Origin of the sequence: Prevotella pectinovora (assembly GCF_000834015.1) — a bacterium.
GTDB lineage: Bacteria > Bacteroidota > Bacteroidia > Bacteroidales > Bacteroidaceae > Prevotella > Prevotella pectinovora.
In genome coordinates this window covers 1-26199 of record NZ_JXQI01000075.1, presented here as the reverse complement: position 1 = coordinate 26199, position 26199 = coordinate 1, and the positions used below count along the sequence as shown (strand labels likewise).

The 26199-nt window shown below is 39.0% G+C and carries 13 protein-coding genes and 2 pseudogenes; all 15 read left to right on the top strand.

The annotated features are described in order from the left end of the window. Positions 1-471 (top strand): annotated as a pseudogene (locus ST42_RS14100) (hypothetical protein); the annotation flags it as partial. A gap of 82 nt (positions 472-553) precedes the next feature. Continuing rightward, positions 554-1315 carry an HNH endonuclease gene (locus ST42_RS13310; RefSeq protein WP_052485542.1) on the top strand — a complete coding sequence of 254 codons (762 nt, stop codon included), beginning with the start codon at positions 554-556 and terminating at the stop codon, positions 1313-1315. Further along, positions 1300-3873 carry a hypothetical protein gene (locus ST42_RS11330; protein ID WP_042519815.1) on the top strand — a complete coding sequence of 858 codons (2574 nt, stop codon included), beginning with the start codon at positions 1300-1302 and terminating at the stop codon, positions 3871-3873. The genes ST42_RS13310 and ST42_RS11330 overlap by 16 nt, the downstream gene beginning before the upstream one ends. A 134-nt stretch (positions 3874-4007) precedes the next feature. After that, positions 4008-10310, top strand: a complete 6303-nt coding sequence (locus tag ST42_RS11325) for a DEAD/DEAH box helicase (RefSeq protein WP_231557033.1) — start codon at positions 4008-4010, stop codon at positions 10308-10310. Positions 10311-10318: 8 nt separating this feature from the next. Then, positions 10319-12793 (top strand): McrB family protein, encoded by a 2475-nt coding sequence (locus ST42_RS14385; RefSeq protein WP_231557032.1) that lies wholly within the window; start codon positions 10319-10321, stop codon positions 12791-12793. After that, positions 12793-14085: a 5-methylcytosine restriction system specificity protein McrC gene (locus ST42_RS11310; RefSeq protein ID WP_042519817.1), complete on the top strand. Its 1293-nt coding sequence runs from the start codon at positions 12793-12795 to the stop codon at positions 14083-14085. Before ST42_RS14385 ends, ST42_RS11310 begins: the two co-directional genes overlap by 1 nt. A gap of 331 nt (positions 14086-14416) precedes the next feature. Continuing rightward, complete coding sequence (locus ST42_RS11300) at positions 14417-15061, top strand: GNAT family N-acetyltransferase (RefSeq protein ID WP_042519819.1); 645 nt, start codon at positions 14417-14419, stop codon at positions 15059-15061. A gap of 24 nt (positions 15062-15085) precedes the next feature. Continuing rightward, entirely contained in the window at positions 15086-18016 is a 2931-nt protein-coding gene (locus tag ST42_RS11295) for a tetratricopeptide repeat protein (RefSeq protein ID WP_042519821.1), read from the top strand. 15 nt (positions 18017-18031) lie between these two features. After that, positions 18032-19099 carry a DUF1848 domain-containing protein gene (locus tag ST42_RS11290; RefSeq protein ID WP_042519822.1) on the top strand — a complete coding sequence of 356 codons (1068 nt, stop codon included), beginning with the start codon at positions 18032-18034 and terminating at the stop codon, positions 19097-19099. Positions 19100-19107: 8 nt separating this feature from the next. Continuing rightward, positions 19108-23700 (top strand): DEAD/DEAH box helicase, encoded by a 4593-nt coding sequence (locus ST42_RS11285; RefSeq protein ID WP_231557029.1) that lies wholly within the window; start codon positions 19108-19110, stop codon positions 23698-23700. Continuing rightward, positions 23697-24095, top strand: coding sequence for a hypothetical protein (locus ST42_RS11280; RefSeq protein WP_042519823.1), 399 nt, complete (start codon positions 23697-23699; stop codon positions 24093-24095). The genes ST42_RS11285 and ST42_RS11280 overlap by 4 nt, the downstream gene beginning before the upstream one ends. 129 nt (positions 24096-24224) lie before the next feature. Next, the gene (locus tag ST42_RS11275) at positions 24225-24623 is read left to right on the top strand and encodes a hypothetical protein (protein ID WP_042519824.1); all 399 of its coding nucleotides are present in this window, start codon (positions 24225-24227) and stop codon (positions 24621-24623) included. 511 nt (positions 24624-25134) lie between these two features. Continuing rightward, positions 25135-25377: a hypothetical protein gene (locus ST42_RS14095; protein WP_197068943.1), complete on the top strand. Its 243-nt coding sequence runs from the start codon at positions 25135-25137 to the stop codon at positions 25375-25377. A gap of 18 nt (positions 25378-25395) precedes the next feature. After that, on the top strand, positions 25396-26007 hold the full coding sequence (locus ST42_RS11270; RefSeq protein ID WP_044073579.1) for a hypothetical protein: 612 nt from the start codon (positions 25396-25398) through the stop codon (positions 26005-26007). Between the two features lie 15 nt (positions 26008-26022). Next, positions 26023-26199 (top strand): annotated as a pseudogene (locus ST42_RS13905) (IS982 family transposase); the annotation flags it as partial.

Genomic DNA, 26199 nt, shown 5'->3' with positions numbered 1-26199 from the left:
TTGTATAGCAGTAATGGTATTGGATATATTAAACCAGAAGAAGTTGTTAAGAATTCTCATTTAATAGATTATTATAAAATATATATAGGCTTGTTGGATCCTGATCGTGCAGGAGTTAATAATGCGACAGGAGGAAGAAATGTTATTACAAAAGTTAAAACCATAGGACCAAAAGAGGTTATAACAGAAACATATTTGATGCTTGATGTTCATAAAACAGAACAAGAAGCAGAACGATGTGCAAAATTCTTTAAGACTAAATTTGCAAGAGCTGTTCTGTCGTTAGGAACAACAGGTTTAATGTATTCGAAAGACAGTTTCCAATTTGTTCCATTATTTGATTATTCTGATTGTTCTATCATTGATTGGAATCGTTCTATTGAAGATATTAACGACGCTCTCGTTAAATATTTTGATCTTGATTTATTTGAGAGGCAATACATAGAAGATAATATAAAAATCATGGAATAATGTCAAAGAGTGATTTGTTATCATTGTATGTATAAGGGATTTAACAATATGTGGCTGTAAGTCTATATCGATATTTATTATAATGATAAACAAAAAGACAGGAGTTGAAGCAGAAAAACTTAGAGCGGCATTTGTTGCCAATCTAGAATCAAAGCGAAAGAGCAACGCAGAGGCAATAGCCGATTTCACAGAAAAGGAATTGGCAGACTTCATACGCCAATATGCAGACGCGAGTTTCAGGGGTGTTTATGCTGAGCTTGATCATAACTATTATGACCGCATTATAAGTCAGATACCACTCAATCAAGAGATGAAGGATGCAAATGAAGCTGCGGAACTAAAGTATTCGAGCCATCTGAAGCTTTATTCTATGTTCTTGGAGTCAAAGCATTTTAAGCTGCTTTTTAAGAGTCGCATTGCAAGTCCAAACGAACAAGTTTCCTCTTCAAAGGAAACAGCACATTTTGTTTCTCGGAAACCGAAGGAACGAGAAATGACTGAGGGTGAAAAGAAGCATGTGGAATTTGAGACTGCTCATCGTAATCCAAAGATTAGGCAAGCCTGTCTTGATAAATACGGCTACCAATGCCAATGCTGTGGTATGGACTTTGCAAGTACGTATGGTGAAGAATTGGGTGCCAATTTTATAGAGGTACATCATCTTCAGATGATTTCCACATATGATGAGAGCCGTCCAGAAGACTATGTAGAAAACCTTGTGCCTCTTTGTTCAAACTGTCACTCCATGATTCATCACGGAAAACAAGGGCCTCTCAGTCTTCGTGAATTGCGAGAGGCATACCGAGGTGAAAAGAAACCATTGATAATATGCAAGCAAGATTAAGCAGCGCATTGCGCGATAAAATATCGTCACTCGACATCAGAGAGCCATACGTCTGGCGACTGAAATTGTCGGAGACAGACTTCAAAGAACTTGAAGCCTGCCTTTCAGCGTTTATAGCCGACAGAGGAAAATCTGCACTTGTTACAACAGATAATGCCATCTATGGTGTAGTATATCTTGCCGAATGGTACAAACGTAAGTACCAAAGCGGAAACAAGTGTGACCTGATGGATGGTGTTGATGTAGAACAGTTGTTCCGCAATAGTGGAATCAGCATCAAGCAGTATCTTTATCGTGATGAGTCTGGCAACAAGCGTTGGCTATACTCCATCTATGTACTTGGTGGGCTTGCCATACAACATGAGTTGTCGAGAAATGATAATATGAAGTTCCTGAAGGGGCTTTGTCGCATCTATCATGGTGAGAACTACACCTTGGAGAATCTTGACGAAGCATCGAGGGCTATTGCTTTTAGAGAGAGTATAAAGCGTCAGCACTCGCTTTTTGAGTATATGCGACAGATATTGAATGGCGAAATGCCGTTCAATGAGGAAGACCTTTCGAATGCTGATTCAGATGTGAACCGATTTATTGCCACTGTAAAAGCTGCAAACGATGAGATTTTGAAGGTTAAGTTTCGTTTTGAATGGCAAGTGACATTCTCTCCACAATATAGTTGTATGACTCGCCGTCTTAATATTTGGATGAAACCTGAAGAAGTTGGAGGTGAGTTACATCAGTATCTCCGTTATGACAGAGTACATTTATGGGGAGTTGCTTATCCTGAAAAGCAGCATAAGCTATACATATATATTAGATTTAAGAGAGATAATGAGGTCGTTGAGCCATCAACAACGGACAGTCCAATCATTACCTACCTCAATACAGGTCAGGCAGACACAGGTTTTGTAGCATTCGGTATAGAAAAGTGCGCACAATGCAAACATGTGCCAACATGTAAATTTGATACTATAGAGATTATTGCCAGAGACGAAGATGGCAAAGAATACGTCGCACAGTCTGAAGCTGCAAGAGAATACATTCAGCTTTGGCGAAATGTGAGCTATGGAGATACTTGGACTTCATCACAAAATGCACAAAAAGAAACAGCTCTGCTATTCTCTAATCGTTGTTTATTGAAGGATGAAAGCATAGTTGATGATGTTTACAGAAAGAGTTTCCGAGACCAAAAGTATGGAATGAGCGAACCTCTAAACTGGTTCTACATCTATGATTCTGTAACCTTTATTGACGAGAAGGGTAAAGAGATAAGTCTATATAACCGTATTGGTTATGACCAGATAACCTCAAAACTTTACTCAGATTCTATCCATTATGTTAATGGAGGAAAGGTAAAGCACTACTATATTGAAGACCCAGATGAATCGGACAATTATGATATTGATGAGTTGCCGTTAATCTTCGGTTGGGAGGACGTGATAGTACGTCATTTTGCTACTAAGGATGACATCTTGAATGCACAGCCAGAAGAGGATTGTGTGGCAGAACTTGTTGAGTTCAAACAACCGAACGGACGTTATCAGGAATGGACATCGGCTGACGAACCTCAATACGGAGAGGTTCAATTACGAATAACTGTAAAGGGTCGAACATTCCCTTACACCGTGATGTATCTGCCACGGCTTGATGAAGCCAATCCAATTCGACGGGATTTTGAGACAACCTGTATACGCTATCGTAAGCCTGATAGGTCAGAAGCATGTATTAAGGACACCATTCCAGAGGATAAAAAGGTTCTTTCCCCTACTGTTCCTATTCGGTATGGCGAAGGAGAAAACTTTTGCGAAGTGGATGTTTATCGTCCCACCTTGATAAAGGAAGTGATTCTTGATGGTGAAATCATCGACTACAAGCATGGTGATGAAAAAGTAAATCTGCCTTACATTTTTAAGGACAGAGTTCTAGTAAACGATTTTTCCAAGCATGGCTATCAGTCGTATGATTGTAAGAATCTGTGCAGTATCTACTCACAGACATATATTGATATTGAGCATAATCCAAGCATTGGTATGGCAGCTTTGAACGCTTGGCGATTAGATAGAAGGTTTGCTGGAAAGTTGTTGGATGCTATGGCTCCTGATTGTTTAACCATTTGTTTTGGTAATGCTCAAAATAAGACAGAATGGGAAGGTCATGAAGCTTTGTTCTGGAACTACGATAAAAACAGCAGTCCTGTAGTTATTAATCCTTCGGATGGAACTGATGGCTATGATGTGGGCATCGTTTTACAGAATTTGAGTAAGAACAAAGACCTTGTCTGTAATCTTGGAGAAGACCTCGACAATGACCCCTGGGCATGGGATGACATAGAAGAGTCACCACTACGATGCTTTGAGGTTGCAAACGAGGCAGATAATTATTTCTTCTTGATGAAAGCCCTGAGAGATTTGTCTAAGGCAGACATAATCTCTGCAATATATGAACCTCTGCTTGAATTAAGAGGAGGTGAACTTACAGAAAAAGATAAAGCCGGACTCATACGCCTTGGTGAGGAGTTGGGATTTGACTGGCAAGAGCATAAAATATACTTAGAATAATAATTTGAAATCAGATATACAGTATGAATTTCTCTGAATTATACAAGAATAACCGTGCATCCGTAGAGCGAGCACTTGTTGCAATGTGGTGTGGTGAATCACACAACGATAGTCAACGTGCGTACCAGAAGCAGATGAAGAGAATCATTGGTGAAGTTTTTGCACCAAAGAATGCTGTTCCTGTAGTACAATGCATGAACTCCTATGAAGCTGTTCATAGTGTTTCGGTAGAAACAGCAAAGTCTCTCGTAGGCGATTTGTGGAAATCCTCATACGCTCCATATGAACATCAGTATAAATGTTGGGATGCCTCGTTGAATAAGACTATAGAAATTGGTGGAGAGAAGAAGCCCATGTCTATAGTTGTTACAACAGGTACTGGTTCGGGTAAGACTGAGTGCTTCATGATGCCTCTTGTCTATGACTTGAAGCAAAATGCTATGCCTGATGAGATACAGGCTTTGTTCCTATATCCACTAAATGCTTTGATGGAAGACCAGAAGGAGCGTTTGGAAGAGCTACTTGCAGGAACAAATCTTACTTATACTGTATATAATGGTGACCTTCCAGAGAAAGAACCTGATAGAAATGATGCTTCGGACGATGCTATGAAGATGCGTAAGCGCATCGAGCAGGTTACAGGAGGTAAATATGCCTTCTATCAGCCAGTTCCACACGAGAAGGGCTACTATGTGTTAGAGAACTTGAAGTTTAGCCACATGGTATATACTCGACAGATGGTGCGAAAGAATCCACCGAATATCTTGTTGACAAACCCTACCATGTTAGAGTATATCTTGCTTCGTGGCACCGATGCAAAGATTATTAACGCAGGAAAGAAAAGTCTTCGATGGGTGGCCATCGATGAAACTCACAGCTATACGGGAGCTGGTGCTGCAGAATTGGCAATGCTCCTTCGTAGAGTCTTACTTGCTTTCAACGTTGATGCTCATGATGTACACTTCGCAACCTCATCAGCAACATTCGGTAACGGTGAAGACAAGGAGAAGGATGAAAGAGAACTTAAAGAATTCATTTCTGGAATAACTGGCATATTACCAGAACAAGTAGAAGCTGTTGGTGGCGTACGAATCGGTGAGAATGTTATTCCTGAAGGGGAAGATGCCGAGCGATGGAAGACGATATTTGCTAAGGATTTTGTATCATTGGATGAACTATACCCAGGTGATGCAGAAATCAGCGATAAGCTACAATGGCTTGACGAAATGTGTCAGCGTGAAGAGGAACGTTTTAAGGCTGCTGGTAAGAATGCTCCAGATATGAAGTTGAAGGTACATTATTTCTATAGAGTACCTAACAATGGATTGTTTGTTCGTCTGGACGAAATAGCTGATGGCGCATTCAAAATCTATACGGAAAATACCATTGGCAAGCGCATTAGCGATGGTGAAGCAACGAGTGTTGAAGAAAATCCACTGCTTGAAATGAGCCGATGTAAACATTGCGGAGAGTATGTTGCACTTGCTATGGTTGACACCTCAAATTGGACATATGAACCATTGGCTACTGATGACAGCGATATGTTTGACCTGGTAGATGCCGATGCTGATGATGAATCAACCAAAAAGTATGCTATATTCGGACTTTCGAATGAGAAAAACTCGAAGGGAGATAACAATGTAAGTTTCAAAGTACTGCCAGGGGGCAAGTTGCAGCCTATGACACCTGCTGAAATAGAGGCAGAGGAAAAGAATGCTCTGGCAAGTGAAAAGTCATATCGTCCTTGGCGACTTGTAGGTAATACACAATGCTGCTGCCCAAATTGCAATGCAAAGCAGACAAGAAAGCGTGATACAGAAAAGGAACTTGAAGGTGATGCCAATGGTAACATGGAAGATAATCGTCTTCAAAAATTCCGTCTTTCTGCTGATTTTATCTCACGAATGATGGCACCATCAATCCTTGACCAGCTGGAAGAAGGTACATCTAAGACTGATGGAATTGTCTTACATAAAGGGCAACAGTATATTAGCTTTGTCGATAGTCGTCAATCTGCTGCCAAGGCTACTTTGAAACAGAATCTGGAGCAAGAACGTATGTGGTTCTACAGCATCATTTATCATGAACTGTGTAGAAGAAAGGCCAATGGTCTGACAAAAGAGGCTGCTATGGCTCAGATAATGGCTGCTGTACAGGCAGATCCTATGACTATGATGAAATATGCTCCAATGATGGCAAATCTTCAGTCAACAGACCCATATGTTGTACAGAAGCAGTTGGACGAAATGTCCTGCAACTATATTACGTGGAGCGAAATAGCAGAACTTGTCAAACGAGATCCATATTGCCCTGTATTCTGTTCTGTATTCGTTGAGCGTTCTGGAGACAGTGATGAAATTGAAGATGGTCTTCCATCAGAGGAGATAATGGACAAGTATATTCAGAGCATTATGGTGATGTATCTTGCTCACCGTCCTGCATCTGCTGCATCTCCTGAAACTATGGGGTTGTTTGAGACATGTTATCCCAAACTAAAAGAAATCCATTTGCCCCAGGCTGTTGAAGACTTTAATGATATCCTTGATAGCCCTGCTAATAGAATTACTGAAGAGGACTGGAGAAGCCTAATGCAAGTATATCTCGACTATACTGTACGAAACAACCAGTCATTCTATTTGCGTATTCCTGGCAATGACAAGATAGACATTTTCTCTACTGTGCGATTCGCGACGGAGAAACCTCGCCGCCGACCATTCAACAAGCCAAAGTTGGAACAAGGCAAAGTGTCAACAGCCCGTATTGTTCGGTATTTGTGTGCTTTGATTTCTCGTGATGACAACTCTTTGTCACTGAACGATGCGCAGCATCAATATTTCAATGAAATCTCAGCAGTTATTGATGCACTTTGGGACACACTTACAGGACCAGAGTATGGGATAATGAGTGTTGGTATGCGCTTGGATGATGGAGGTAATTTTGTGCCAGAGAAGGATAATGCTCCTCGTTACAATCTTAATGACCTCTGCTTCAAGCTCTATGATGATGTGTATTTGTGTGATACAAAATCAGATGTGGGTAATCATGCTGTATGTTTACGTCCTATTGGTAATAACTTCAAGCGTTTTTCACCTTACATGGAAGGAAGCACACCTGTAGAACTTAATGAAGATTTGCATGAGACATGGGAGGCATTCCCATACTATGTAGGTTCAGGTAAGGAAGGTGATAAACAAACCGTCACTACATGGGCAAAGACCCACAGAAATTTACTTTGGAATAACAATGTTTGGGGAGAAGATGGTGTGTTCAGTGATCGTCTGGAGGATATTCATGTCTTTCCTAATCTTTTTGTTCAGCAAGAACATACAGCTCAGGTAGATAAGAGTGTTGCTCGTGGATTGCAGTCAAAGTTCAAAGACCATACAATTAATATTTTGGCTTGTTCAACAACTATGGAAATGGGTGTTGACCTTGGTAATTTGGAGGTTGTAATGCTGTCAAGTGTACCGCCACATCCATCAAACTATAAGCAGCGTGCAGGTCGAAGTGGACGTAACAATAAAGTAAGAAGTGCATGTATTACTTTGTGTGGTTCAGATGTTATTGGTCTCCGTACACTCACAAATCCTATTGAGAAGATTATCAATCGTCCTGTCCGTGTTCCGACCGTTGACTTGAAAAGTCCTCAGGTTGTTCAGCGACATGTAAACTCATTCCTTGTACGCGCCTTTGGAGTGTTCAGTGAAGGGGCAAATGGTGGTAGTCTTGGTCAGAAGGTGGCTGACTACTATACCAATTTTGAAGTTCGTTTGTCACAGGGAAAGTTGCTTGTCCTGAATGGGGCCAGTGAAGCAGATCCTAAAGATTTGCTGGGAAATTCGGTAGGAACTATGTATGAACGCTTCAATCAGATGTGCTGCAAGCCTTTGTCGGACACTCCGAATCTCCGTGAAGATTTAACAAGCCTCTTGAAAGGAACAATTTTTGAAGACCAGTTGACTCTGGTCATCAGGAATGCAAAGGATAATAATGAGCGTTGTTATTCTGAACTATATAACAAGTTGGTTGATTATAAGACTGCTTTTGATGACCCGGATTCAACGAAAAATGAACGATTCCGAATTAAGTTAAAATTGCAGTACTTCTCTGTTCTTAATCAGCGATTGCTAAATTATTGGGCAACAAGTCGTTTTACTCCTAATGCCAATATGCCTGTCAATGTCCTCACACTTGACTTAAATAGTAATGGCAAGAGGGATTATTTGACTCCAATGTCATCTTCAAATCCATCATACTCATTACGAGATGCTATTGCTCAATATGCACCAGGTAATAGCGTTGCAGTTGATGGAGTTGTATATACTGTACGAGGTATAGAAATCACGAATATGTATGATGACAATGTGAAGTCATTCAAAACTATATACCGTAATAATGATAAAACAGTCATAGATGACCCGAATCTGAGCACTCAGATTAGATGGGGCGTTAATAATGATTATGGACTTGACCTAATCCAGCCGGTTGGGTTTATGCCTGATATTAATGAGGACAAGACACGTATTATGGATAGTAATGTATTCACTCGTGTAAGTGCTCAGTTGATTGATGCAGATGACTGGTCAAACAATGTAACTGAACCACATTTGTTCTCTGTACGTCCTAATAGTGATTCTGGTAATGCCAAGATTCTCTACTATAATGAAGGAAAAGGCTTTGGTTACTGTTTCTGTCCTCGATGTGGAAGAACAGTGATTGAGGACGATGTGGCAGATAAGGATGAACCTTTGAAATTCCCATTCGAGTTCAATCCTGTTGTTGCAAAACGCAAAGAAGGTCAGCCAGAAAAGCCAAACTATCATTATGCTATCACCGGTAAGGAGATGCGTAAAGGATGTGGGTGTTCCAATGACCCAACCAAGATAAAGCGTAATGTTATCATCGGTGACTTGATTCAGACCGACTATAGTGAGATTCGTATCCGTCATAAGGGGCAAAATAAGTGGATGTCTGACCGCTCTAAGGAAGAGAATTTGCTCTTCACCCTTGGTATTGTGTTTACTCAAACACTTGTGGATATTCTTGGCAAGGAACGTGGTGCAGTGGATTTCGCAATCATGCCTAATGGTCATCTTTGTGTATTTGACTGTAATCCAGGCGGTGCAGGTTACGCAAACCAGATGGCAAACATTCAGGTGATGAAGGAAGTCATCCAAGCATCTAAGAAACTGTTGCAAGAGGCTAAAGATAAGTGTTCAAAGGATATGCTTTTGGACAAATTTACACTTCGCTTCATCAGGTATGTAGATATAGATGCAGCCCTTGCCTGGATTGCAGAGGAAGAAGAAGTTGGCGATACCATTCCCCAGAATGTAAAAGATGCCTTTCCCAATGCATCACCTTCGCAAACAACATTGTATGATTTGCAGAAAGCTTTCAGTGGCTCACATCAGAATCTTGTTCTTTTTGTTGATAATGATTATAAGGAATGGGATTACGATGGTAAAGAAACAGGATGGCGTCCACAGTTGATGAACAATTTCGTGATGAAGAGTGACACCACGACATTCTGTGTGATGGAGTCTGATGATAACGCTATTGTTGACCCAATCATGTCTATGATTCGGGAGTTCAAAGCATGGGCTAAAGGTGATGATGCCAAGATTATGAAGAATCCTTGGGTGAACAATGGCTTGTACCCATTGGCCTATATCGATGGCAATCTATACTTTACCAGTAGTAAAGAGCATGCACAACTCAATGTTCAATGGGGTAATGAGGTAATGTTCTTTGTTCGTATTGATAATCCTATAACTAAGGCAAAGGCAATAGATACGTCATTCAAACCATCAACAATGTTGATAAAACTGTCAGGTAACGAATATCGTGAAATAGGTTCTACTCAGCTCGGAGAAATCCTCCAGAGTAAGTCTGAAGGACTCATTGACCAGTTTATCGGATATGCCAAGCAAAATAGTGGGAAACTGACAATTTCTTATCAGGATGAGCACCTAAAGAGTATCATGGGTATGATTCTGACATTACAGACAGTTGAACATTTCGTGAAACAGATTGATAAGGATTTCACGATAGAGTTTAAACTTGAAACCTATCGTGATGACAAGGGGAAGTCTGATAGTATTACTGCTAATATGCCTTCTTCTGATGTACGTGATTCAAAACTTAAACTCCTGACAACTGATTGGCTGAAGAATCTCAGTTATAATGATGACATCAAGGGCGATTTGGTACCTATCCAGCCAGGAGACAAGCGCTCATTAACTCATTGGCGTGAACTTTCCATCATTTGTGGCAAAAAGAAACTTTGTATTTACCCTGATGGTGGTTTTATCAACGAGTGGAATATAAGCAGCAATAATGAACGTTTCGATGCCAACTACATTACTCCTGACGTTAATATCAACATTTATCGTAATAAGGAGATTAAGTTTGACATTACAATAGAAGATTGTTAAGAACGATTATGACTATAAATGAACTCATAACTAACTTTACCGAACATCTGAAGAAATACGGATTGAACGGCGACCCTTATCAGCAGGAGCTGTATAAGTGGGAAATCATTTCAAAGTATCATGACAGGCTTGATGCTGATAGCTCTGACTTTGCAAAGAATATATCAGAAATGAATTTTTTGAATCTTTGGTATGCGAGCAATCAGCGTAAGGCGATGCAGAACTTTGCTCAGCGTGAACCTGAAGAATATCGTTCTCTACATAAGCTTCTTTATGATGAGAGCCAGCCCTTACAAATGCGCATTACTGCGTTTACAGAGGGCTGTGATAGACTTTGGAACACGAAAATTAAGCAGCATTTCCCTGATCAAGATACTAGTTCATGCTGTGATGAGCGTTTGATTAGTTGTTTCCTTGCCGTCAAATATCCAGAGAAATATACATTCTACAAAAATGATGTTTACCTAAACCTCTGTGAGCTGTTTGGTGTAGAGTCCAAAAAAGCTGGGCAGAAGTTGGTGCATTTCTATGATTTGTTGAATGAAAAGGTTATTCCATTGGTCAAAGTAAATACCGAACTTTGTGAAATGGTTGATACTGAGGTTAGCCAACACGGGTACATAAAGAGCATACCATTAACAGCCCAGACAGTCATATGGAATGCTATGCACCAAGGAAAGTTCAATAAAAAGCAGATATGGCTGTTTTTCCCTGGCGATGATGAACAAAACTTTGACGACATGGTTGATGAAAGCTATATCTCAATCTATGAATGGGGCGAAATAGGCAGCCTTGACAACAATGAGCTTCGTGATCAGAAAGGAATCAGAAATGCCCTGAAGGAAAAAGTTGAAGATTACAAGACGAAGGAACCCGGCCATTCTGTTAAGATGCTTTATGACATGAAGCATAATATGAAGGTTGGTGACTATGTGGTATGCAGAAATAAGGACTTCAATCAGATAGTAGCTTTTGGCGAAATAACAGGAGGCTATTTCTTTAATCCTGATCATCCCGTAAATAATCATTGTGTAGAAGTCAAGTGGCATAGAGGCGAATGGAATATAACCCAAATATTGAAAGAGTCCAAAGATTCCACCTCTGCTGCACCTCGATTGCAAAATGTCACAAAGAAAGATTGGGCTCAGAAATTAGTTTCCATTTTGGGAAATTTGGACGGCGAAGAAATAACTGATGGTCGAACAAGTAATGATTCAAGACTGATGGAAGAATTAGAAATACTCAAACAAAAGAAACAGATTATTCTTCAGGGTGCTCCTGGCACAGGTAAGACATACAAAACAGCTGCCATTGCAGTAGGTATGTGTAATCCGACCTTCTCTGATTTTGAAAACCATCAGAAGGTGATGGAAGAGTATGAAAGATTGCAGAATGAAGGTCAAATAGCCTTCTGCACCTTCCATCAGTCTATGGACTATGAAGACTTTATCGAGGGCTTGAAGCCAGAGGTAAAGGGCAATGCAGTAGAGTACAATGTCGAGAATGGCATATTCAAAACCATTTGTGAGTTAGCCCAGACGAAAGAAAACGCGGACATTGCCACATGTATTGACAAATATATCCAGACTATCAAGGGGTATGAGAATAGAAAGACAATTCCAACCTTGACAGGAAAATCAGAGTTGTACGTGTGGTGGACAGAAGGCAATGACACCATCAGTACGCGTAGCGTATTGTCAAAGAGTGAAAAGGGTGATCAATATTCGCCATCACCTCTGAACATTGAGAAGGTTAAGATGCAAGCACTCGGAGAGGGCGTTGAAAACAACTGGCGACAATATGCCCAAGCATTCATCAATGCGGTGAAGAAGGAGTATGACTTGGAGAATCAGGTTTCTGATAAGCCATACGTACTTATCATAGATGAAATAAATCGTGGCAATGTTTCCAAGATATTTGGAGAACTTATCACTTTGCTTGAAGCAGACAAGCGTAGCGGAGGAGGCGAACATCATATCAGCCTGAAGCTGCCTTACTCTAAGGAGGACTTTTCCGTTCCCTCAAACCTGTACATCATTGGCACGATGAATACTACCGACCGTTCTACTGGAACCATCGATTATGCTGTGCGTCGTCGCTTCGCGTTTGTTACCTTGGAATCAAGAGCAGATGTGATTGAAAACTGGTGTAATGCTCAATCCGTACCATCAGATGTGAAGAAGGCTGCTCTTGCTTTGTTTGCCCAGATTAATGGAATAGGCAGAAATGATAGCAGTTCTTTTATTGCCAAACACAAAGCTTCTGATTTTGAATTGGAAGATTTGAAGGTCGGCCATAGCTACTTTATGGCAAAAGATATGGCTGGTCTCAAACTGAAGATGCGCTATGAGGTAGTTCCGCTTATTAAGGAATATATCAAAGATGGCATTCTCAGGGGAATATCAGATGATGATAAGTACTTCGAAAAGTGGCAAAATGCTGAGTGCTATAATCCCACGACAACCGATTTCGTGACAGAATAATGCAAGAACACGAAAAGATACCATACGATTCCCTTGCCTTTCAAGAGTATTGGGGTGAAGGGTTACGTCTTCCAGGCCAAAGCAAAGGTCTGGACAGATGGTTCTTTCAGTGGCAATGGCGTAATAGTCCCATAATTGATGACGAACAGGATTCTGACAGGCCGATTGTGACAGAATCTGGCTATTATGCTTCATACGTTATTGGTGCCCAGTGGTTTGATGAAGCCAAAACCATGCCTCTTGTGATAACAACTAAACATGGATGTGACCGTATTGATTTCCTTAAAATGTTCAGTGTCTGCTTTAATAGTGGCATTGAAGCCAAGGAGTTCTCAAAGATATATGCGGTTGACATGGAGCAACCTCGTATCAAAGCCCCGGAACTTAAAAGTGTTCTGAGTCCTCTTATTGTTGCCCATTTTCTTTCTATAGTCAAGGAGATTGTCAAACGTGGACTGAAGAAAGACTATGTTCAGCGTGAAGGAAATCTCAATAAAGTGAAGGGACGCATCGACATATCCCGTAACGAACGCATGAATATTATGAAGAAACGATATGACAAGGTGTTCTGTCGTTACCAAGAATATTCAGAAGACACATTAGAGAATAGGTTAATTAAAAAAGCCCTGGTATTCTCTCAGCATATCTTGCAGAATGAAGGAATTTCTGAAAGCCTTCTTTCTTTGCAGCATACCATACATGAGTGTTTGGCAGCCTTTAGTAGAGTTGAAGATGAAATTGAGGTTTGGGAAGTCAAAGCGATTAAGCATCATAAGATATTCAAGGAATACAATGATGCCATCAAACTTGCGCAGATGATACTACATCGCTATGACTACAGTATCACCAATATCACTTCAGCCGAAGAGGAGTATTGCCCAGTATTCTGGATTGACATGGCCATGCTATATGAGCATTATGTATTAGGCTTGCTTCGTGAAGCTTACGGGGAAAAGATACATTATCAAGTACATGGTCATACTGGCTATCCTGATTTTGTCTGCTATTCACCAAAAGTAGTACTGGACACAAAGTACATACCAAGGTTTGAATATGGGAACCTCGATACATACATTGTCCGTCAGCTGAGTGGATATAGTCGTGACAAATGGATTTTTCCGATAAAGCCGGAATCAAATATTCCTTGCGTGATTATCTATCCTGTCGAAGGTGAGGAAGAGAATCCGTTTAAGTCGAAGCGACTGGAAGACTTCTTAAATGTAGAAGACCGATGTCTTTGGAATTTTCACAGAATCGCAGTACCATTACCAGTCTTAAATGAAGCAGATTAAAGATATGCCAACATCTTCGAACAATATACCAGCTCCAGCCAATCTCTTTAGACCATCTGAGATTATTGGCATTCTACGTAATCATTTGGCTACAGGCCAGGTGAACCAGAGGGTAGTGTGCTTACGAGGTTCCTACTTTAAAGGAAGCTACGTCAATCAGTGTTACCATAAAACAGCAGAGGGACTTACAGATGAAAGTAGTCGTAGTCTGCTGTCCAAGGTACAGAATAGTTATTATTTAAATAACTTGTTGTTGAAAAAACAAAATAATCTGTAACCTTTTGAGTGTTTTTCGCATAAAGGGTATGTTTCACCAATAATTCTTTAAGCAATGATTGATCCAAAAACTTTCCTTAACGCTTTCAATTCTGCAAATGAGGGCCAATATTATTCCATTGACGATTTAGATCCAATCGTTTGTGGAAGAAGCGGTATCTATTTGGAGCCAATAGCTCCTGATTTTGCCACCACAGACAATATCATCAACACTGTACCTATCCTTTTCAAAGCCTCAATTAACGTCCAGAAATATCTTCCCTCTCTGGATTTTAGTTCGAAAGAAAGCCTTGAACAATTTTCAAGAGTTACAATGCTTCGGACAACCACAGGACTTCAATTCACCTATGCCATATACATGAATGGAATTATTGTAGGCATGATATTCGTTAATACACCAGCTTTCAACAAAACATCAATGGGTTTGAACGAGTGGAGTCTTGATTTCTTTGTTTTTGCTCCGTTTGAAGGACAAGGTATTATGCGAATAGCATTACCGAGAATGATGATGTTCCTGCAAAAAAACATTGGTGTTGATACATTCTATCTTTTAATCGATGAAGGCAATGAACGTTGTATAGATTTAATTATGACATTTCCATTCGATGAGATAGATAACAGTCGCTTCAAAAATAAAGAAGATCTGTCTCGTCCTCCGCGTGTATTCGAATGCCTGCTATCAACAATTCGTTTTTCATAGTATAAATTCTTAAATTGTCAAAATATGATTCTTTGTAATAATCTCGATATCGAAAAGAATTCAACGTATTCTTTTTTATTAGGAAGATTAGAATCTCCCGAAATATCAGATATAATAGCTGTTGCCGATAAAATGCTTCAGTTATTTGGTGATATTGAATCAACTGGGAATGATAATTTACCTTCTGAGTATTTTATGCTACATCAGGTTTCTTCTGAATTGAAAGAGCGAACTCAATGTGTTTGCCGATCTTTGGACTCTATAGATTCAGAAAGTACTCTAAATTGTGAAGAAATATCAGTTGTTGATTATGGATGTGGGCAAGGTTTTGCATCATTATCTGTTCTTGAATGGTTCCTTAAGAATAAAGGTAATGTAGATAACATCAAAAACGTCAAGCTTATTGATAAGGATCCAAAGGCTCTCAAAAGAGCATTATTACACTTCTCTATCTTATTTCCGTCAGTAAACGTAATTGCGTATGAACAAGATTTTTTGGAAGATGATTTTAGTGTTGAATGCGATAGTGTTCTTACTTTGAACTTGTTCTCACATGTAGTAAGTGATGAGTTTAAGTTGGTGGATCGTGTGAAAGACCTTATATTGAAAGGCCATAATATTTTGATGCACAATATCATTATTGAGGAGGTCTCTTCAAAAAGTTATCCAAATAAGCTGCCTAATTATTACTTGAATTATGTAGTGAATAACATAAAAGACTCTACAGGCTGCGAGATATTGTCTGAAGATCAATATACTTTAAGAAAACGTCTTTCCCAAGATGAACAAATAAAGCTGTTCAAGAATATTGTGCTTTCTAGAACAGACGTTTTAAAGCTAAATATACCTAAAAAGGATAATGATTTCCGCAGATTATATCCAGGAGAGCCTTCAAAAAGCCTAATCAATGTACCACAAAATATATTGTGGTTTGAGAGACCTTTGAATAACACTGACTACTGCAGCAATCTTGATGCTAGCAATAAAATATCGTTGGAGGAAAGCTACGTTAGCCCTCTTTTCGAAGCAACTTGGAAAAAAGAATTCGACACAATGAATCCTCATACAATAAAAGAATGTGCAGAGATGTTTCATCAAGCGCATATTCTTCATGCATTGTCTTGTGGGTTGGAATGCGGACAAGAGATAGTTTCGCTCTACGAAAAGGCTGCTAGTGATGGTATTACTGAAGCATACAACAATCTGGGAATCTTGCAGTTTAACGATTCCGACAGGGAAGGAGCAGAAGAAAGAGGAATAGAATTATTCAAGTTGGCTGCAGATGGAGGTTCTTCATTAGCTATGATGAATCTTGCATCATATTATATGGCTAAAGGCAATGAGAAAGATGGAATCGAATACTATACTTCTGCTTCTAAGATTGGCAACGCTGTTGCATGCTATAATCTTGCGCTTATATATGACTTTGGACTTTATAACCAGACAATTGACAAGAATAAAGCTGAAAAACTATATAGAGAATGCCTTGATTGTCTAAAAAAAGAAAAGGAACTAGATAATAGAGACTATTCTCTACAAAATAATTGTTGTAAGAATCTTATTCTGCTGTTAAAGAACAGAGATGAGCATTACTTGAAACTTTTGGATATATATTATTACGCCGTAAAGCCATCAGACGACTTAAAGTATTGTCGTGAGGTTCTTCAAATAATGTACACAAATCGATTTAGCATAGATATCATGACCACTCTTTCTTTATCAAAGATTGATAATGAGAAGGATTTCATGAAATATAACCGTGCACAGTTTCTATATTATGGACTCAATCTAAAGTCATTCAATGTTAAAATAGAAAGTGATACGGATTCTGCCATTGAAATCATGAGATCTTTAGTAGAATCAGAGAATAGTAACTGGGAAGAAAGAGAACGATATGTTTACTCAATATATGCCAGCTGGATTAATTCTAATTGTAAGGGATTGGGAGGACAGGATGTTGACTATTGGAGGAAAGCATCTCAAACGAACAAAGATCAGGCTTGTGCATACTTAACTAATACTGCTATTTGTGGCAGCATAGAAGATGAAGAGAAGAAAGAAATATGGAAACGATTCGCTTTCTCTGACGGTTGTAAGTCTTGCCATGAATGTAATAATTATAGTCAGATTTGTCCAAAGGCACAGTTGACATGGGCTAAAGAATACGAGAAAGACCCAAATGTTTCCAGAAGACTATTACGGCAAAGTGCAGCACAGAAGTATGATAAGGCTCTGTTTCATTTGGGGTTCCACATGGCTATTGCTGAAAACATGCCTACTTTTAAGGAAAGTATTCTTTTTAACTTTATGAATAACTTTTCGCTAAATACTCCTCCTGAAGAGTATAAGGCATTGTTCCCTATATTGACACAAGATAAATATTTCTTTTATATACAAGAGGCGGCAGATTTGCGGTATAATAAAGCTCAAAGCATAATGCCTTATATTGCCAAGCTTCGTTCTGATAATTATAATTACATTTTTTGGGCAGGAATATTCATTGCGAGACATCATGAGGAAGAATTGTCACATTCGCTGTTAGACTTCTTTGAAACAAAGGCCAATAAGTCATTGAAAAACTATTTCGAACCTGAAACGGTTTGTGAAAAGCAATTATTATCTGTTGCAAGTGAATTGGCAAAGCATACAGATGATGTTGGCTTCATCTGCTTATTTGCAAATTTCTATTTGATGGGAGACTGCTTATACGAAGCACAGAAATATTATAATTTGGCAAAAGAAAAAGGGTGTACGGAAATAGATGATGTATTAAATGACATTAATTCACGCATAGAAGAACTGGAAGCTGCAAGAAGTAATTCTGATGACTATTATGATCCTGATGATTATTATGATCCTGATGATTATTATGACCCATACGAGAATTCCACTTGGGAAGATTCCCTAATGGATGCTCTTGATGGTGAGATGGATGCATATTGGAATATTGACTAGATAATAGATATTTATATGGCAAATTGGAGTAAAATAAACGGGCAGATAGAGGATGGCACCATCGTATCGATGCAAGCGCCACTTATTATCTCTGCAAGTAGAAGTACTGATATTCCAGCATTTTATGCTGATTGGTTCTTCCATCGATTGCAGAAAGGATATTCTGCATGGACGAATCCATTCAATGGTGTTAAATCGTATGTTTCATATGAGAAAACACGCTTTATAGTATTCTGGTCAAAGAATCCATGTCCATTGTTGCCATATCTTCAAATATTGAAGGAACGTAACATCAAGTGCTATGTGCAGTACACTCTGAATGACTACGAACAGGAAAAAATGGAAAAAGTACCTTCTCTTGCAACACGCATAGAAACATTTAAGTTGCTTGTGGAAGAACTTGGAAAGGGTGGAGTTATCTGGCGGTTCGACCCCATGATACTGACCGATGACATATCTGTGGATGATTTGCTTCAGAAAGTACTTTATATAGGAGACCAACTGAAAGATTATACCGAGAAACTTGTATTCAGCTATGCTGATATAGCCATGTATAAGAAAGTCAAGCATAATCTTGAAGTAAACGGCATCCCATACCACGAATGGGAAACTGAGAAAATGGAAGAGTTTGCCAAAAGGCTGTCTGCCATGAATAGTGAACGGGGCTGGAATTTCCAACTGGCTACATGTGGAGAGAAGATAGATATTTCCAAGTATGGCATTCTTCATAACCGCTGCATAGATGGCGACCTAATTACTCGCCTCGCATGGAATGACCATGAACTGATGGACTTCATGAAAGTGAAGATAGAGGATGCTCCTGCTCCTACTTTGTTTGGGGAGCCTGAGTTGCCACAGGGCGCAATACTCTTGCCTCACAATCATTATTTTATCAGCACACACAAGAAAGATCCGGGTCAGCGACAATTCTGTGAATGCATGGCATCCAAGGACATCGGGGAATACAACACCTGCCCACATCTTTGTGAGTATTGTTATGCCAATGCAACCAAAGATTTGGCAATTAAGAACTGGAAGCAGCATCAAGAAAATAAATTCTCGGAAACTATAACAGGCAAATAGTTTATCTTATGGGCAATAAAGCATGTTTGTATTTTAATGGCAGCAAAGGTGGAGGTTGGATGTTCCATTTTGAAGATGGGACTTCTATAGAAAAAGATTCCTTTGTTATACCATGTACTCTTGTTGGCTATATTGAAATGAAATGCCAATCACACATAGAAGATGAGGAAAAAGAGGTTGAGGATAAATGGCTGAATGCTTCGTGGGATTTTACTGAAAAAAAATATTGTCCTATAAAAATAAATGGAAAATGGGGATTTATAGATTGCTATTTCAATATAGTATTCAAGCCTCAATTCTCTTCTGTCGGTAGAATCTATGGACCATATTGGGATTCTGCTTTAGTGTGTGATTGGACAAATGAAATTATACCTGTGTGGATAAATAACGAGGAACACATATTAGGAACAGATTTTAATATTCATGATGAATTGAAAAATAGCGTTTATGAAGAAAAGCTGAAATCCATTGACGAACTAACGGTTGACAATATCATAGAAATCTCGACATCGTTAGTTCCAAAAATATACAAAGATTGTCCTTGGAACTATATTGACAATAATGGTAGGTCTTTAAGCCATGGTAAAGCTATTTTGGAGAGCGAGGGACAATGTAATGCATATTTGGCAGCCTATGGGGCCATGCATAAAAAGAAATTGCTTCGGGCTCTTTCTAATAACGAATTCCCCTATGATCAACTAACAGATAGTATAGAGATCTACGATTGGGGTTGTGGTCAAGGTATAGGTACAATTGCTTTAGTTGAAAAACTCCAGAAACATAATCTTCTGGATAAAGTATCAAAAATTTACCTCGAAGAACCCTCTTTTATTGCAAGACACAGAGCTTTAATTAATGTAAATCATGCATTGCACAGTAGGTATTGTTTTGACGTAAATGTAATTTCTGATTCAAGATTATTGCCTTCTGATGATATTGCTAATTCCAACACAGTTGAGTCAATAAAAGTCGATTCTCCTAATGCCATACATATATTCTCGAATATTCTGGATATTGAAGCTGTAAGCCTGAAGGGTGTCTCAAAGATGATAACCTCCTCTGGTACTCAGCATATAGTCCTGTGTATCGGTCCTGCAAATCTTAATGAAAGCCGAATTAATACCTTCAGCTTCTATTTCAAAAAGGAAGGCCTACGGGTGTTTACAGAATTCCGTGATACGAATTTTGGACATCATCCTAATGGAAGGGCGTATGGTTGTCTGATTAAGAGTTTTAGTTATAGCCTGACCCGTAACAGCGACATCCTGCATAAATACAGCTACTTCGCTCCAGTTCAGCTATTTGCGGCTTATTCAGATGTCAACTTGCAGGGGTCTTTATCGAAAAGTGCTTTTGAGATTCTGGCTCCATTTGACATGACAGCACATAAGAATCTTTGCCCTGTTTATGCCCTTGTTAGCAATCTTATCTCACGTGGTTGCCCAACATTGGCAAGCCAAAAGGTTTTGGATGCCATCAGTTCAAAGGATAAAGCAAAGAGCCTTTATGCAGTAGCTCGCATTCAGAAGACCTTCATAGAGGCTATGATTTCTGACCGCATAAATTTGAAGAAGGACTCATTGGATATTCTTGTGCTTGAAGATGACACGTCAGTGGCAAAGATTGCCATCAACGATTTTGTTGAGCTATACCATCATATCGTTGCCATGACGCAGGATTATTCGGATATGACCCTTCCCCTAATTAACATATATGGTAAGAGGGAGGCTAAGACACAAACAACTTATGATACTATCATTGATGTGTCTATCGACCAATTATGTAATCCTGAAGAAGTGGTATTCTCTAAATATAAGGCCAACAACGACTGCTACTTTATTGTTCGCTCTTCAAAGTCAGTATATGCGGAGAGATTCCTCTATACAACTGAGAGAATCAAGTATAAACCTCTCGTTGAAAAGGACACACAAGGAAATTATCACAATATTGAGGATGTTTGTGGCCACCTGCGCTATTTCCTGAACCTGATTTTCAGAAAAGAAGATTTCAGACCTGGCCAGCTTCCCATCCTTAGTCGGGCATTACAGCTAAAGAGTGTCATCGGACTATTGCCAACAGGTGGTGGTAAATCCCTTACCTATCAGCTGGCTGCCATACTACAACCTGGTGTTACCTTGGTTGTTGATCCGTTAAGAGGTCTTATGAAAGACCAATATGATGGTTTGCTAAAGACTGGTATCGATTGTATCTCGTACATTAATAGTGACATCACGAAGGACAGAGAAGAAAGAGAACGAAGGGAAAATGCACTTACTGGTTCTCAGATACAGATTATGTTCTTGTCGCCTGAGCGACTAAGCATACACCGATTCAGAGAGGTCTTGCGTTCAATGCGCGAATCTGACGTTTTCTTTGCTTATGGTGTTATCGATGAAGTTCACTGCGTTTCTGAGTGGGGACATGACTTCAGACTTGCTTACCTGCATCTGGGACGGAACCTTTTCAACTACGTTTTACCCAAAGAAGTCGAAGGCGAAGATAATCACATATCCCTGTTTGGACTGACGGCAACTGCATCGTTTGACGTCCTCGCTGATGTGGAAAGAGAACTATCGGGAAGTAATTCGTATTCATTGGAAGACGATGCTACAGTCAGATATGAAAACACCAATCGACTGGAACTCCAGTATTATATCTATCCTGTGGATGCTTCGGCTGCTGATAAAGCCCGAAAAGTTGATGAAATTAAAGAGGATTTGGTTCTTAATGCCATTAATGATGCAACGGAGAAGATACAAGAGATTCAAAACGATGATAGCATCAGTGAGATTAAGAAACGATTCCTTGAAAGAGAGAATATCTCTGATGAAGGGAAAATCGCAGAAGTCAATTCTACTGACTTGTACATAGATGTTAATGAGGATTGGTATACTGCAAGGCATACAGATGTTGCCGGAATTGTGTTCTGCTTGCGGGCCAACAAGGATGGTAAACCTGACGTAAAACTGAGTGTTCCTACTGTAGCCAATACCTTAAGAGAACACAATATCAATCGTATTTCGACATACAAAGGAGGCGATGATACATCATGTCAAGATGATTTCCTTGCAGGCAAGACAAATCTAATGGTTGCGACAAAAGCCTTTGGAATGGGTATTGACAAGCCTAACGTTCGTTTAACAGTGCACCTGAACTACCCTGGATCTTTGGAATCATTTGTTCAAGAAGCCGGACGAGCCGGACGTGACAAAAAGATGGCTCTAGCAACCATCATGTATTCGCCTAAAACCTATCCTGTCAAAAATGCCAGGACTCGTCAGTGGAGCCATTTCTCAGCAGACTATACAAATAACAAGTTCTTCTATGACAGCAACTTCCTTGGTGAAGAGTTTGAGTTGTACGTGATGGAACTCTTGATGAATGGTCTGAATATCCGTATCAGTAATGAAGAGATTGCTGGTATTGAGACACTGAAATATGGAAATAGTAAAGGTATTCTTCAATACATCAACAGATATGCCAAAGGAACGACCCTTACATATTATGTATCATACGAAGAAAATGAGCATGTTCTCGACGAATATAATACATATTTAAAAGAAAGGCAAATGCCTCTGTTCAGTACAAGGAATGCCAAGAACGCAAAGAATGACAGAGGATTCAACTATATTCGGGACTATGGTTCGGCTGAATACAAAGATGCAATTCAAAAGGCTATCTACAGAATGTGCATTATTGGCTTGATAGATGATTTTACAGAGGACTACGCCCAAAAGACTTTCCGCATTACGACAGTATGTCAGGACGAATCGCACTATTATGATTACCTCAGTCAATACTATCGGAAATATTACTCCGAGGATAGGGTTGACATCATGATTAATGAAGTCAAGCAGATGGCGGTCAATGATGGTGTCATCATGGCATGCTTAAAGCACCTTACCTCTTTTATATATAGGAGTATCGCGGATAAGAGGGCCAGGGGTATCTTGGATATGGAGCAATTCTGTAATATGGCTATCAGCTCTGGCAAAGACTGGAAAGAAACGAATGAAGAACTGAAGGATTTTATTTATTACTATTTCAACTCGAAATATGCAAGAGAAAGCTTTGTCACATACGATTCAAGTGTACAACAAGAAGTCCCATTTTCGCTTAAAGATGATACTAACCATGATATACATAAAGAGAACGAAACCACAGATTTTAATCTAGTTAAGAAATATATGAGAGTGGTTGACCCTGCTATTGTCAATAACGACTCTCAAAAGGATAATATCAAGCACTTGCAAGGTGCAGTGCGCTTGATTAGACGTGCTGACGTGGGAATAGAAGTTAACGGAAAGAGGTATGGCAATCCCGTTCTGAACTTGCTGAATATATTTTCCATACTATTTCTCGGTCAACAGGAAAACGAAATGCTTGAAACTGAATTGTACAATGATTATAAAGACGTTATGCGACTATATTACTCTGAGGGTAAGCTTAACTTGCTCGACGAATTTACAGACTTACTCATACAGCATAGAGCTATTCCTTCTGAAGGCAGAGATTATATAGAGAAAATCCAGCTTGCCGTTCAGTTGGAAATGCACTTAGCTGAATTAAAAACAATAAATCAAAAATATAGAGAATCATGATTGAAGAAAAGATCAACAACTCTTTGAAAGAGTTAGAGGAAGGGCTCAAAGATATTGAGTCTGCTCGAAAACAAGTAGAAAAGACTGTTAGCTCATATGATGGTCTTACCAAGACAACTGGTGAATATGTAACCAAATTGGGAAACATAACAACCAAAGTACAGGAACTTGTTGATAGCATAGGTAAAGACTACGATCAAAAAATTAAGGCATTTGAAAAAGATAGAGACACGATTGTCAATGTTTCGAATGCAGCTTCCGAAAAGCTCTCCAATGCTACTGAAGAGTTTAAGGATTCCTTGTCTGAATTAAAAACTAAATTGAAATACAGTATAATAATTAATGCTGTATCACTTGTTGCAATTGTTGTGATTATCCTTTTCCTCTTGAAATAGAAGTGGAATGGTTTTGCCTGGAGTTTTTTCTTATACTTCGGCTCATGAAGTATTTGAATTATTTCAGGCTGAATTATCTGTGAGCAAAGAAATATATAAGAGAATAGTATTTAATGTAAATGATATAAAATGGCAAAACTCAAATACCGCAATGATATTGCTCCCCAAATAATTGAAGAAGCAAGAAATAGGATATTCAATTCTTTTATCGAGAAAGGATATATAGGTAATACCGAGTTAGTTCCTATAAAATCTATAGAGGATTGTTCTATTGAAATATGCAGTAGTATATCAATGAAGATGACAGGGTATTTTATGAAGACAAAACCCGATGAGGTGAACATTTATGCCCCTATCTATTCCTCTCTTTTATCTGTGTTGGTCGGGATGGCACTCACAAATGAGTGGGCTAAAGGGAACAAAGAAATTCCGGAAAACATCTATGATGAAATGATTGAAGAATCATCTATAGAAACATTCGATGAATATCTACTTGAAAAAATAGGTATAGAATACGAGTCAGAGTAATATAACGAACTTCTTTCTTTTATAAATAAAACCTATTGCGACAACTGGATTTATATAAATGAAGAAGCAAAAAGGCAAGGTATTGGAACACAAATACTATTTGTTGTAGACAGTCTAATGATTATGCTTTCAATAGGAATACAAATAGAAAAGAAACGACTTAGGCTATAGACAAATTTTTGGCTCAGTGATATAACGAATGTTTTCCTCAATTGCGAGGTCGTATATAGTTTGGCGACTATTATAGAAACTACGAGTCGTGAGACTCTATTATATTATTAGGCGCTGACATCGGTGACTTATTCAAGTGGACATCTTTGAATTTCCGAGGTTTCAGATGCCGAATAATAGCAAATGCTGTTTGGGAGCGATTCACCGTGAGGTAAATTGCTCCTTTTAAATGCCATTTTTAGCCATAAATTATAGAAAAACACAATTTTTTTTCATCTGTGCAGATAGGCTTCACTATTGCATTTTACCTTTGCACCGTCGAACTATAAAAAGAAGGCTTATGGGACTATTTGATTTTCTTCTATTCGGAGCTTTGATTAACAGCTTCAGAAACAACCACAGTAGTAACAATAGTCATTCTGGTTATTCTAATGGCAGCTATGACCGTAGTTATGACAGGGGGTATGATGATGGCTACATGGATGGCTGCGAGGATCATGATGACTGCCAATGTCATGACGATTACGATTATGGCGACAGTTGTGACTGCGATTGTGACGGTGATGATTTCTTTGATTTCTAATTTTAATACTACATCATTATGAAAAAGATTGCTTCAATTTTATTTTTGCTGATGGCCACTGTTGTTTGCTTTGCACAAGAGGAAGCAAACGATTCAATTAACAAGCCAAGTAAGTTTGCCAGTTGGACTATTTCTGATGCGTTCCAAGCCGAAGCCGGTTTTGCAGGAAGCTATTGGAAACCGACCTTTAACATCGCTCTTGATAAAGAGGGTTACTATTGTGTGGTAAACCTGTACAATCAGAGTGGGTACTACTCAATTGACAGAGAAACTCTGCCACATCTATACCTGAAAACAGATGATGGTAGGATAGTTGATTTGGAAATGGATGGTGATGAGCCAGTTCATAAGTTCTACCTCAAAGGTTATTATGCAGCAAGGGTATGGATGCCCGGAAGGTATGTAACCAGATTTATCTATTTCATCCCAGACATTGATGAGTTCCTATCGAACTATTATGTAAAGTATAGGGTTTGGCTTGGTGAAGGATTTAAGGATGTAGAAATGAGTAAGAGCTACTCCAAGAAATTCAATAACAGGTTAAAGGACGCAGCAAATCAGGCTACTTCCGAATATGAAACTAAAAAGCATTCCTTGAATAATCCTCTTGAAACCCGTTGGCGGAATTAATTTAAGTTGATAAATATGAGTAAAAGGTTGTATATATCGCTGATTTTTAGTAACTTAGTGGTGATCAAAACATTAAGTTCAAACCATCGTATGTACAACCTTTATACAAAATTCGTCAAAATACTTGAGATATGCAAGCAATTCTCTGAAAATCTCGTCAATGAATCGGGTAATGTTCCACGTCGTGGTCCT